12 protein-coding genes and 1 tRNA gene are annotated in these 12200 nt (G+C 65.1%); 8 read left to right on the top strand and 5 right to left on the bottom strand.

Annotated elements, in window-relative coordinates:
- Positions 1-18: 18 nt before the first annotated feature.
- From VOI18_RS13320 to VOI18_RS13305, 4 genes are all read left to right on the top strand, one after another.
- Positions 19-276: a DUF3253 domain-containing protein gene (locus tag VOI18_RS13320; protein WP_323762904.1), complete on the top strand. Its 258-nt coding sequence runs from the start codon at positions 19-21 to the stop codon at positions 274-276.
- A complete protein-coding gene (locus VOI18_RS13315; protein ID WP_323762903.1) occupies positions 263-853 on the top strand; it encodes a uracil-DNA glycosylase family protein in 591 nt (196 codons plus the stop codon). The genes VOI18_RS13320 and VOI18_RS13315 overlap by 14 nt, the downstream gene beginning before the upstream one ends.
- A gap of 119 nt (positions 854-972) precedes the next feature.
- Positions 973-2037 carry a Leu/Phe/Val dehydrogenase gene (locus VOI18_RS13310; protein ID WP_323762902.1) on the top strand — a complete coding sequence of 355 codons (1065 nt, stop codon included), beginning with the start codon at positions 973-975 and terminating at the stop codon, positions 2035-2037.
- A 293-nt stretch (positions 2038-2330) separates the two neighbouring features.
- Entirely contained in the window at positions 2331-3218 is an 888-nt protein-coding gene (locus tag VOI18_RS13305) for a mechanosensitive ion channel family protein (protein WP_323762901.1), read from the top strand.
- A gap of 179 nt (positions 3219-3397) precedes the next feature.
- Here the strand turns inward: VOI18_RS13305 and VOI18_RS13300 are convergent, their stop codons facing one another.
- The 4 genes from VOI18_RS13300 to VOI18_RS13285 all read right to left on the bottom strand — a co-directional run bounded on the left by VOI18_RS13300 (position 3398) and on the right by VOI18_RS13285 (position 7391).
- Entirely contained in the window at positions 3398-4429 is a 1032-nt protein-coding gene (locus VOI18_RS13300) for an ABC transporter ATP-binding protein (protein ID WP_323762900.1), read from the bottom strand.
- 24 nt (positions 4430-4453) lie between these two features.
- Entirely contained in the window at positions 4454-6064 is a 1611-nt protein-coding gene (locus VOI18_RS13295; RefSeq protein ID WP_323762899.1) for an iron ABC transporter permease, read from the bottom strand.
- The gene (locus VOI18_RS13290; RefSeq protein ID WP_323762898.1) at positions 6064-7125 is read right to left on the bottom strand and encodes an extracellular solute-binding protein; all 1062 of its coding nucleotides are present in this window, start codon (positions 7123-7125) and stop codon (positions 6064-6066) included. Before VOI18_RS13290 ends, VOI18_RS13295 begins: the two co-directional genes overlap by 1 nt.
- A gap of 191 nt (positions 7126-7316) precedes the next feature.
- Positions 7317-7391: transfer RNA gene (locus VOI18_RS13285), tRNA-Val, on the bottom strand.
- 250 nt (positions 7392-7641) lie between these two features.
- Between VOI18_RS13285 and VOI18_RS13280 the strand changes: the two genes are divergently transcribed.
- The gene (locus VOI18_RS13280) at positions 7642-7860 is read left to right on the top strand and encodes a hypothetical protein (protein ID WP_011642908.1); all 219 of its coding nucleotides are present in this window, start codon (positions 7642-7644) and stop codon (positions 7858-7860) included.
- On the opposite strand, the gene VOI18_RS13275 is transcribed toward VOI18_RS13280, so the two are convergent.
- The gene (locus tag VOI18_RS13275; RefSeq protein WP_323762897.1) at positions 7861-8550 is read right to left on the bottom strand and encodes an HAD hydrolase-like protein; all 690 of its coding nucleotides are present in this window, start codon (positions 8548-8550) and stop codon (positions 7861-7863) included.
- Positions 8551-8665: 115 nt separating this feature from the next.
- Between VOI18_RS13275 and glmU the strand changes: the two genes are divergently transcribed.
- The 3 genes from glmU to rpiA are packed head-to-tail and all read left to right on the top strand — an operon-like array spanning position 8666 to position 12188.
- The gene (gene glmU / locus VOI18_RS13270) at positions 8666-10024 is read left to right on the top strand and encodes a bifunctional UDP-N-acetylglucosamine diphosphorylase/glucosamine-1-phosphate N-acetyltransferase GlmU (RefSeq protein ID WP_323762896.1); all 1359 of its coding nucleotides are present in this window, start codon (positions 8666-8668) and stop codon (positions 10022-10024) included.
- The gene (locus VOI18_RS13265; protein WP_323762895.1) at positions 10021-11490 is read left to right on the top strand and encodes an NAD-dependent succinate-semialdehyde dehydrogenase; all 1470 of its coding nucleotides are present in this window, start codon (positions 10021-10023) and stop codon (positions 11488-11490) included. Before glmU ends, VOI18_RS13265 begins: the two co-directional genes overlap by 4 nt.
- Positions 11487-12188, top strand: coding sequence for a ribose-5-phosphate isomerase RpiA (gene rpiA, locus VOI18_RS13260; RefSeq protein WP_323762894.1), 702 nt, complete (start codon positions 11487-11489; stop codon positions 12186-12188). The genes VOI18_RS13265 and rpiA overlap by 4 nt, the downstream gene beginning before the upstream one ends.
- Positions 12189-12200: the final 12 nt, after the last annotated feature.

The following is a 12200-nucleotide window of genomic DNA, read 5'->3' as shown; positions in this document are numbered from 1 at the left end:
AGCGCTTAAAGGGATGGCATGACCGATACCCCAGAAACCGACCCCATCGAAGAGGCCATCCTGCAATTGGTGGCCGCCGCCCCGGAAAACCGATCCGTCTCGCCGGCCGATGTGGCCAAGGCGGTCGATCCGGAGCGCTTCAATCGCAAGTTCGGCCATGTCCGCCAGGCCGCGATCCGTCTGGCCGTGGCCGGCAAGGTGACGATCCTGCGCAAGGGCAAGCCGGTCGAGGATCCCGAGGCCTTCAAGGGTGTCTGGCGGATTGGCCGCGCCTGATCTCGACACCCTGCTGGCGGATATCCGCGCCTGCCGGGTTTGCGCCGATGCCATGCCCCATGAGCCGCGACCGGTGATCCAGGCCCATCGCGATGCCCGCATCCTGCTGGTCGGCCAGGCGCCGGGCAAACGGGTACATGCGTCGGGCATACCGTTTACGGATCCGTCCGGAGACAGGTTGCGCGAGTGGCTGCAGATGGACGAGGCGACCTTTTATGATCCGACCCGGCTCGCCATCGTGCCGATGGGGTTCTGCTTTCCCGGTCTCGACGCCAAGGGCAGCGACCTGCCACCGCGCCGCGAATGTGCGCCATTGTGGCAGGCGCGGGTCCGCGAAAACCTGCCAAATGTCCGGTTGACCTTGCTGGTCGGGCAGTACGCCACTCGCTTCTGGCTGGGTTCGCGGGCGCACAAAACGCTGACTGAAACCGTGCGTCAGGCGGAGACCTATGCACCGGATTTCCTGCCACTACCGCATCCCTCCTGGCGGAATAGTGCCTGGTTGCGCAAAAACCCGTGGTTCGGGGAAATAATTCTCCCGATGCTGCGGTGCCGCATGAAAGAATTGTTATCCTAGCCTCATCCTTTGGTGTTTCTGACCGCTTGTGTGTTGCCGTCTGAAGCGGTATTCCGGCGCCCGAAATCGTGGCCCCGGAAACGGCAGCCGCAACAGCTGAACAAAAGGGTTTGTGGCTCATGAGCGTTCTCGAGCATCCGTCTTTCGACAATCACGAGAAAATTCTTTTCGCGACCGACGAAGTCACCGGGCTGAAAGCCATCATCGGTGTCCACTCGACGGTCAGCGGCCCGGCCTGCGGCGGTTGCCGCATGTGGTCCTATCCCAATTCCGAAGCCGCCCTCCAGGACGCGCTGCGCCTGTCCCAGGGCATGAGCTACAAGAACATCATGGCGGACCTGCCGATCGGTGGCGGCAAGTCGGTGATCATGAAGCCGGAAGGCTCGTTTGACCGCAAGGCGCTGTTCGAGGCCTTCGGTCGCGCCGTCGACAGCCTCAACGGCCAGTACATCACGGCCGAGGATGTCGGCGTCAGCCCGGACGACATGATGGCCGTACGCGCCTCGACGGCCCATGTCGTCGGCCTGCCCGAGGGCAAGGCGGCGTCCGGCGATCCGTCACCGGTGACCGCCGAGGGCGTGTTCCGGGGCATGAAGGTCTGCGTCGAGCGCGGTCTCGGCAAGTCGGACCTCACGGGCGTCAAGGTCGCGATCCAGGGCGCCGCCGGCCATGTTGGCACCTATCTGGCCGGCCATCTCGCCAAGGCCGGCGCCGAGCTCTTCATCACCGACATCAACCAGGACGGTCTCGAGCGACTGAAATCCGAGCACGGCGCCACGATTGTGGGTCTGGACGACATCTATGACCTCGATGTCGACGTCTTTGCGCCTTGCGCCCTGGGCTCGGTTATCAATCCGGACACGATCGATCGCATCAAGGCGAAGATCATCGCCGGCGCCGCCAACAACCAGCTCGCCACCCGCGAGATGGGCGCTGAAATTCTCAAGCGCGGCAAGATCTACGCGCCGGACTATGTCCTCAATGCCGGCGGCATCATCAATGTGATGGGCGAGATTGCCGGCGACTTCAATCCGGAATGGGTCAAGGGCAAGCTGATCGGTCTGGAACAGACGCTGGCTGAAATCCTCGACCAGTCAGACCGCGAAGGCCGTCCCTCCAACCTCATCGCCGACGAGATCGCCCGTCAGCGCATCGAGGAAAAGCGCGCCGCCAAGCTGGCATAGGTCAGGCCCGCAAGCCTGAAGCCAAACGCCCCTGCCGGACGGTGGGGGCGTTTTGTTGTGTGGGGGTATACAGCCCCTTTGTCATCCCTGATGGACGCCCGGCGAAGGCCGGGCGCAAGTCAGGGACCTATGTGGTTGCAGGCAGCTAGATCCCCGCCATCCGTCCGGCCTTCGCCGGACATACTGCGGGGATGACAAAGGCGGGACGGGATAGGAGAGTGTGGGGTCAGCGATGGGCCCACGCGCATCGCCGGTCAGACCGTCTTGGCCCGCCCGCACCCGGAGACCCGGAATTGGAATACGTCACCGCCCCCCTGTCCGAGACGCTCGACACTGCCCCACTATGGGGGCGTCTGCTGATCTTTGCGGCCATCGCCGTGCTGGCCAATATCGTTGTGCTCGGCATTCGCCTGGTGGCCAATCTCATCATCGCGACGCGGACCGAGCGCAAATATTCCAAGCTCCGCTCGGTGACCTCAATGGCGGCCAGCGCGATCATGTTCTCGGTCTGGTTCCTGACGCTGGGTTTCATCCTCGCCGAGCTGGGCGTGTCGCTGACCGCCTATCTGGCCAGCGCCTCGGTGATCGGTCTGGCCATCGGTTTCGGCTCCCAGGGTGTTGTGCAGGACCTCGTCAACGGGGTTACCTTCATCTTCTCCGACCTGCTGGATGTTGGCGATCTGGTCGAGATTTCCGGCCAGACCGGGATCGTCCAGTCGATCACCATGCGCTTTGTCGAGCTGGAGAATGCCGTCGGCGCCAGCGTCTTCATCCCCAACCGCACCATCACCAATGTGATCAATTATCCGCGCGGCTATATCCGTTGCATTGTCGATGTGACCCTGACCGGCAATGCCGATGAAAAGGATCAGGCCGAAGCGCGGGCGACCGAATTGATGCACGGGTTTCACGAGCAATTTCCCGGCATATTCCTGTCCCGCCCGTCGAATGTGGGCCGGGTGGCGCTGACGTCCGGACGCGAGTTCGTGCGTATCAAATTCCGCATCTGGCCGGGCCGCGCCCAGCCGATCGAGACCATTTATCGCGATGAGGTCGTCGCCGCCTTTGCGGCCACCGACCCCGATTACAAACCGTGGATGGTGGCCGTCAGCTTCGAGGTCGAAGATCGCCCGGAAGCCGTGCGCCCGTCGTTGAATTTGAGCTGGCCGGGCGGGAAATAGCGCGGAGCGTTTGCCTCAATACCCTATCCCTTCCACCGTCATCCCCCGGCTTGTCCGGGGGACCTCACCCATCCTGTTGACGACGCAAGCGCAGGTCCCCCGGATCGCCGCGTCGCGCCGACCGTGGGAAGACGATGTATTGGGGCGTTTGGCGATTGGAGACGGCACAGACGCTGCGACTACGCCGCCACCACCCGAACATAGGCCGGATCCAGCTCGACACTCACCCGATCCCCTTCGCGGATTGGAGAGGGGGCCGGTGTTTGCGCGGTCCATTCGCCGATCTCGCTGGCAAAGCGGTGGGTCAGATGCGGGCCCGCCGATCGGCGGCGGGTGATGGTGCAGGGGCCATCGGGATCAAGGCTCAGCGTGAAGGCGCGCGGGCGGATCAGCACGCTGACCGGCTGACCGTCGTCAAAGCCGTTGGCATCAACCGGCCCGAACGGGGTCTTCGCCTGACCGTCCGTGACCTGGCTTTCGATGATTTCGACATCGCCGAGCAGTCTCGCCGCCGTGGCGCTGACCGGGCTCATCCAGACATCGTCGGGCGGACCGGTCTGGATGATGCGGCCACCATCCATCAGGGCCAGCTGGTCAGCGACGGCCATGGCTTCTTCGGCGTCGTGGGTGACAATCAGGGCGGTCGTGCCGGCGGTGCGCAGCGTGTCGATCGTGCGTTCGCGCAGCTCGGCGCGCAGGCGCCGGTCAAGGCCGGAAAAGGGTTCGTCCAGCAACACCACGGAGGGCTGCGGCGCCAGGGCGCGGGCGAGGGCGACACGTTGTTGCTCGCCGCCGGACAGCTCGTGCGGATAGGCCTTGGCCCGGTGACCCAGTTCGGCGGCTTCCAGCTGGGCTTGGGCGCGGGTGGTCTTGTCGGGCCCCGTCAGACCGAATGCGACATTGGCCAGGGCGGTCATGTGCGGGAAGAGGGCATAGTCCTGGAACACCATGCCGACCCGGCGCGCTTCCGGCGCGACATGGGTGGCGGTGTCATTCCAGCAAGTGCCGCCAAGGCAGATCGAGCCGGCCTCCAGTCGTTCCAGCCCGGCAATGGCGCGCAGGAGGGTGGATTTGCCGCTGCCTGAGGGGCCCAGGAGCGCCGTGATGCGTCCGGCGTGCAGATCGAGATCGGCACCGGCCAGGGCGGCGTGGTCGGCCCGATAGCGACGCTCCGCGCCGCGAATGCTCAACACTGTGCGTGTGTCCGCCATGCGGCGTCCCCCGGGGCGTTCTGGCTAGCGATCCTGTCTGGATAGGTAGCGGGCCACGAAGATCATGGGAAGCAGGGCGACCAGCGGAATCAGGAGTGACGGCATTGCGGCTTCGCCCAGGCGCTCATCGCTGGCGAAATTGTGGGCGATGATGGCCAGCGTGTCATAGTTGAACGGGCGCAGGATCATCGTCGCCGGCAATTCCTTGAGGACCTCAACGAAGACCAGAAGACCGGCGGAGGTCACCCCGGCGGCGATCAGCGGCCAGTGGATATGCCAGACGCGGCGGCGACGCGTTGCCCCGAGGGTTCGCGCGGCGCCGTCCAGCGATGGCGTGATGCGGGCGAGCGCCGTTTCGGACGGGCTGATGGCGGCGGCGGCAAAGCGCGACAGATAGGCAAAGACCAGCGCCGCGCCGGTACCGGTCAGCAGGATCGGGAAGACCTCGCCGGTCAGGGCGCGCCAGGCCGGGTCGATCAAGGCCTGCGTCCCCGAGAGGATGGCGATCACGCCAACCGCAGCGACAGCGCCCGGAACCGCATAGCCAAGCCCGGCGGCGCGGGCGGCCAGGGTGGCGATGGTGGTGCGGCTGCGCAGGGAATAGGCGGTGGCAAGGCCCAGGGCGGCGGCAATCAGGGCGGTGATGCCGGCCAGGGTCAGGCTGTGCAGGCTGGCGGCAGCCAGCCCGGTTGCGGTCTCGGTGTGCGCGGCCAGCCAGACCAGGCGGCCCAGCGGGATGATCATGCCCAGCAACAAGGGGGTCAGGCAGGCGGCCATCGCCGCCAGGGCAGGGCCACCATTCAAGGCGAGTCGCGGCGCCGGCTTGTGACGTCCGGAGGCATTGACGCTGCGGGCACGGCTGCGCTGGGCGCGTTCGAGGCCGAACACGACCAGGGCGATAAAGACCAGGACGAGTGACAGGCGGGCTGCGTCGACCAGGGACCCGGCTCCGCTCCAGGCGCGGATCAGGCCGATCGACAGGGTCGGGGCACCCAGATGGGAGACGGTGCCATAGTCGGCCAGGCTTTCCATGGCCACGAGTGCCAGGCCGGCTGCGACGGCCGGGCGGGCCATCGGCAGGGACGTGCGCCAGAAAGCCGTCAGCGGGCCGGCGCCCAGTGTGCGAGCGGCGTTGTAGGCGTCGGCGGACTGGCTGGCGAATGTGTCGCGGGCGAGCAGGTAGACATAAGGGTAGAGGACCAGGGCAAACATCAAGCCCGCCCCGACGCCGCCGCGGATGGTGGGAAAGAGACCGTCCGTGACCGCGTCGAGCGGTCCGCCCGCCTGGCTGAGGTCGAGCCAGGCATAGGCGGCGACATAGGCCGGCACGGCCAGGGGCAGGATCAGCACCCAGCTGAGTGTCTTGCGGCCCGGAAAGTCGGTGCGGGCGATAAGCCAGCCCAGAGTGGTCCCGATCAGGCCGGCCCCGCCGCCCGCGACCAGGGCAACCAGCGCCGAGGTTGTCAGATAGACGGGCAGGCGGGTCTGGGCGAGGTGTTGGAGATAGTCGCCGCTGTCACGGGTCAGGGCGATCCACGCGACTGCGAGGATCGGTGCGGCACAGACGAGCGCCGCCAGGACTGCCAGGCCGGAGGACCGGCCCGGCAGGCGGGATGGTGATCCCGCCTTGTCCACTACTGCCAGCCGACCCGGTCGAAGATGCGCTGGGCGGTTTCGTTGTGGTCACCCAGTTCCGAGACGTTGAGGTCGTCCTCGACGAAGGGCAGCATCGCGGCCAGGGTCGGATTGTCCCAGCTGACATCGCTGCGGACCGGGATCTCGTTGGTCATCTCCGCAAAGGCGCGCTGGGCGGTGTCGGAAAAGAAGAATTCGATCAAGGCCCGGGCTTCAGCGGGGTGCGGCGCGTTGACCGCGATACCGGCCCCGGACACGTTCACATGCGCGCCGGAGGTCTCCTGGCTCGGGAAAAGGAGGGTGACAGCGGCCGCAGCAGCCTGGGCAGCCGGGTCGTCGGAATTGACCATCATGGCGTAGTAATAATGGTTCAGGATGGCGACATCGCACTCACCGGCCGCGATGCCGTTGATCTGGGTGCGGTCACCGCCCTGCGGTTCGCGCGCCATGTTGTCGACAATGCCCTGGGCCCAGGCCTGGGCCCCGTCTTCGCCCAGATGGGCGACCATCGAGGCCAGCAGGGACTGATTGTAGGCATTGCCACTCTCACGGACGCAGATCCGGCCCAGCCAGCGCGGATCAGCGAGGTCTTCATAGGTCGTGATCTCGCCGGGCTGAACGCGGTCGTTCGAATAGGCGATCACGCGGGAGCGCTTGGCGAAGCTGACCCAATAGCCTTCCGGGTCGACCAGGTTGGCACCGATGCCGGAGGCCAGGTCGGAATAGTCGGCGGCGGCGAACAGGCCGGCCTGCTCGGCGCGGTGAAGGCGGGCAGCATCGACGGTGATGATCACATCGGCCGGGCTGCGTTCACCGTCAGCGCGGACGCGCTCGATCAGCTGGTCCCCATTGGCCGAGACCAGATTCACCTCGATGCCGGTTGCTTCGGTGAAGGCGGCATAGATGGTGGCGTCGCTGGAGTAATGACGGGCGCTGTAGACGTTCACGACGCGCGCCTCGGCGGCGGCTTCGGTCTCGCCCGACGCGGTGTCGGTGGCCGGCTGGGAACAGGCTGCCAGGGCAAGCCCGGCGGCAGCGGCAAGGAGTTTCACGGAATTCATGTCGCACCCAATATTATTGACGTGCCCTACTCCTCCCACTTCTGAGAATGTTTCGCAAGAAATCCGTGCAGATCGCAGATGCGCCACCTCGTCACAGGGTCTCTTGTGACCAGAATCACAAACGGATGCGGCGTTGCCGACGGGCCAGGGGCGCGTGATCGATGATGTTGCGGTGTGTGGCTGGATGGAAATGGTGGGCGATACTGGGATTGAACCAGTGACCCCCTCGGTGTGAACGAGGTGCTCTCCCGCTGAGCTAATCGCCCGGTATCCCGGAAAACGACCGTATAAGCAGGCACTTTTACCCGGTCAACCACATGTGGAAGTTGAAGCGCACATGCGTCGCGCTCAAGGTGCGACAACTTGCCACACCGTCATGCTCTCGTCATATGGCCAGCCAGCCTATATCAGCCTCCACCAAGCTGGAACGCGGCCGTCGTGGCCCGTCCCGTCAATCACCAGATTGGACGCAATTCCCGGCCGGGGGAAGCTTCGGCCGAGTAGGAGGTTTTGTTCATGAGTAATGATCTGTGCACGCCCGAAGGTGCGCGTCGTCTTAAAGCGCGAATTGAAGCCTATTGGGCCGAGCGCGGCTATGATGTTTCCGTCGATCTCGTCGAAGCCGGTTTCATGCCTGCCATGCGCTCCGCCCGCACGGATGTGCGCTCGAACCTCGTCAACGGTATGCCGACCCGCGCAGCCAACGACGCCGGCCGCGAGCGTCGCTCGGCCTGATCAGGTCGTGCCTCGCCACAGTCCGGCGAGCGCCAGCGGTACATCGCTGAATGCATGAATGACCCGGTCGGCTCCCAAGGAGTCGGCCGGTCTTTCGCTGTAGCCATAGCTCATGATCACAACGGGCAGCCCGGCCGCGGCGGCTGAGCCGACATCCGGCTCGCTGTCACCGATCAGGGCAGCCCGGCTCCACCCCTGTCCCAGGGCGTCGAGCAGGTGGTCGGCAGCCGGCTTTTTCGCCGTGGTCCGGTCCGGGCCGACAATACGGTCGAAATACCCGGCCAGCCCCAATTCCCCGATCAACATGTCCGACAGGACGGATGGCTTGTTGGTGCACACCGACAGGCGGCATCCCTGTGCCCGCAGCCAGGCAAGCGTCGTCTCGACGCCTTCGAATGGCGTTGAATGGGCGGCCACGTCGGATTTGTAGATCTCGATGAAATCCGCGACAGCCGCTTCGGGGTCCTCAAGCTGCATCGATTGGGCCGCATGGGCGCGCTCTAGCAGGGCCCGCGCGCCGCGTCCGACCATCGCTCTCACAGCTCCCAGTTCAACCGGCTCAAGCCCGCGAGGCTCGATCACCGCATTGAGGGCCCGCAACAGGTCAGGCGCGGTGTCGACCAGGGTGCCGTCGAGGTCGAAGGCGATTGCGGCGTTTGCGAACAGCGCGGCGTCACGGGAGTCGAGCATGAAAACGGGCCTTGTCTCGGGCAATGCAGGAGAAGCTAGGTTACGCGCACCACAACGATAGGCTATAGCGCCTGACAGGTCGAAATCGCCGATTCCACAAGCCAAGGAAGTCCAAATGTCCCGATCCCGCGCCGCCATCATTCTCGCCGCCGGCCAAGGCACGCGGATGAAGTCGAAAACGGTCAAGGTTCTCCACAAGGTCGCCGGGCGGCCGATGCTGGATTGGGCCGTGGCGCTGGCGGGTGAGTGCGGGGCGTCGGACATTGTTACGGTCTGGGGGGCGCATTCGCCTGCCGTTCGCGACGCAGCCGAGGCCCTGGGAACGCGCACGGCGCTGCAGGACCCGCCGAAAGGGACGGGCCATGCCGTACTTGCCGCCCGGGAAGCGTTGGCCGACCAGACCGGTGATGCCATTGTCCTGTACGCCGATACCCCCTTGATCACCGCTGCAACGGTCGCCCGTGTGTTCGAGGCGCTGGAGGGGGGCGCGTCGGTCGCCGTGCTTGGTTTCGAACCTGCCGATCCGGCCGCCTACGGCCGCTTGATCACCAATGAGGCGGGCGACCTGGATCGCATTGTCGAATTCAAGGACGCCAACGAAGCCGAGCGCGCTGTCGGGCTGGTCAATTCCGGCGTGCTGGCGGCCCCGGCGGACTTGCTGTTTGACCTGCTCGGCGATGTCGGCAATGACAATGCCAATGGCGAATACTATTTGACCGATGTCGTCGGTCTGGCCCGGGCCCGCGGCCTGCGCGCCGCCGTGGTGGTCGCTGACGCCGATGAAGTGTTGGGCGTCAATTCCCGCAATGACCTGGCCGAGGCCGAAGCGGCGTTCCAGTCACGCATGCGCAAGTCCATGATGGCCGACGGCGTGACCCTCGTCGCGCCGGAAACGGTATTCTTCGCCCATGACACCCGGATTGCCCGGGATGTCGTGATCGAACCCCATGTCGTGTTCGGTCCCGGTGTGGTGATCGAGGAAGACGCCGTTATCCACGCCCATTCGCATATCGAGGGGGCACATCTGCATCGCGGCGCCCATGCCGGACCCTATGCCCGCCTGCGTCCCGGTGCCGTGCTGGGGGCGGGTTCCAAGGTCGGCAATTTCGTCGAGATCAAGAAATCGCAGCTCGCAGAGGGCGCAAAAGTCTCGCACCTTACCTATATCGGCGATGCGTCGGTCGGCGCGAACGCCAATATCGGGGCCGGAACCATCACTTGCAATTACGACGGATATGACAAGCATCGCACCGTGATTGGCGACAACGCCTTCATCGGCTCGAACACCTGTCTGGTCGCCCCTGTCACTGTCGGGGCCGGTGCCTTTACGGCAACCGGTGCCGTGATCACCGAGGATGTGCCGGCTGATGCGCTCGCGCTCGCCCGCACCCCGCAAACCCACAAGCCGGGCTGGGCGGCCCGTTTTCATGCCGCCAAGCGCGCCCGCAAGGCCAGAAAGGACAGCCAGACATGAGTGTGACGGAACGCCTGAAGGATCCCAGCCTCTACAAGACCGACAGCTTCATCGATGGCCAGTGGGTCGCAGGTGAGGGCGGCGTCGACGTGCTCAATCCGGCCAACAACCAGGTCATCGCCACCGTCGGTGATGTGGGTGAGGCAGGGGCGCGCCGGGCCGTCGCCGCCGCGACGCGCGCCTTTGAATCCTGGAAGACGGTATCGCCGTTCCAGCGCGCGTCCCTGTTGATGAAATGGCACAAGCTGATCCTCGACAACGCCGAGGACCTGGCGACCCTCATCACGCTGGAAATGGGCAAGGTCCACAAGGAGGCGCAGGGCGAAGTCGTCTATGGTGCGTCCTTCATCGAGTGGTCGGCCGAGGAAGCCAAGCGCGTGCATGGCGAGACCCTGTCAACGCCGTTCCCGGGCTCGCGTGGCTGGACCATCCGTCAGCCGATTGGTGTGGTCGGTTGCATCACGCCGTGGAATTTCCCCAATGCGATGATCACCCGCAAATGCGCGCCGGCGCTCGCCGCCGGTTGTACCATGGTGATCAAGCCGGCCCCGGAAACCCCGCTCTCGGCCCTGGCCCTGGCCGAACTGGCCAAGCGCGCCGGTATTCCCGATGGCGTGTTCAATGTCGTGTGCGGAGACGCCCCGTCCATCGGCGGAGTGCTGACCAGTTCGGACGATGTCCGCATGGTCGGTTTCACCGGCTCGACGGCGGTCGGCAAACTGCTGATGAGCCAGGCCGCCTCGACGGTGAAACGTGTGGCGCTCGAACTGGGTGGCAATGCGCCGTTCATCGTCATGGACGATGCCGATGTCGAGAAGGCCGCCGACGGCGTCATCGCGTCGAAATTCCGGGTGTCCGGCCAGACTTGTGTCTCGGCCAACCGTATCATCGCCCAGCCGGCGATTGCCGACCGGCTGGTCGAGGCGCTGGAGGCCCGGATATCCAAACTCAAGGCCGGCGACGGTTTCGCCAGTGACACCACGGTCGGTCCGCTCATCCACATGAAAGCGGTCGCCCGGGTCGACAAGCTGGTGAGCCAGGCCCGCGAAGCCGGAGCCCGGATTGTCACCGGCGGCAAGCCTTTGACTGACGAGCTGGGTGGCTCTTTTTATGCCCCGACCCTGATCGACGGCGGTGATCCTGCGATGGACGTGTCGTGTTCGGAGATTTTCGGACCGGTGGCGTCCATTTATCGCGCCGACACCGAGGCCGACATCATCAAGATGGCCAATGACACGCCGTTTGGACTGGCCGCCTATATCTACACCAATGATGTCGGCCGGGTGCACCGCCTGACCGAGGGTGTCGAGTACGGCATGATCGGGGTCAATGCACCGATGGTCGGAGCCGCGTCCACGCCGTTCGGCGGTGTGAAGGAAAGCGGGATTGGCCGCGAAGGCGGCAAGTGGGGCGTCGAAGAGTTCACCGAGCTCAAATACGTGCTGCTTGGCGGCGTCGATCAATGAGTGCCCAGCGCCAGAAGTCGCTCGCGGCAGCGGCGGCGCTGGACTATGTCGAAAACGGCATGACGCTGGGGCTCGGCTCTGGCTCGACCGCCGAGATTTTCCTCCGCCTGCTGGGTGAAAGGATCAAGGACGGGCTGGCTGTTCGCGGCGTGCCAACCTCCCGGCGCACGGCCGAGGTGGCGACCGAGAACGGGGTGCCACTGATTGATGTCGACCATGTCGATCACATCTCGATCACCATTGACGGTGCCGATGAGGTTGATGGCCGCTTCCAGCTCATCAAGGGTGGCGGCGCCTGCCTGCTGCGCGAAAAGATCATCGCCCACGCCTCGGACCTGATGATTGTCATGGTGGACGAAACGAAGCTGGTCTCGACGCTGGGGAAATTCCCGCTGCCGGTCGAGGTCGATCGCTTCGGTTTCTCGCTGACCGCTGGCCATGTCTATGACGCGCTGCGCAAGGCCGGGGTGACGTCGCCGGATGTCCAGCTGCGCCGCAAGGGCGACGGGCTGGAACCGCTGGTCACCGATGGCGGTCATTATATTCTCGACGCGTCTTGTGAAGCGATCCCGGATGCCCGGGCTGTTGACCAGGCGCTGAAAGCCATTCCGGGCATGGTCGAACACGGCCTGTTCATTGATCTGGCCCGTGTGGTCATCGTCGGAGAGGACGGTGAGGCGCGGGTGATGGAATTATAGGGGGGAGTTACA

Origin of the sequence: Maricaulis sp. (genome assembly GCF_034670125.1) — a bacterium.
Lineage (GTDB): Bacteria > Pseudomonadota > Alphaproteobacteria > Caulobacterales > Maricaulaceae > Maricaulis.
This window is presented reverse-complemented; position numbering and strand designations above follow the sequence as displayed.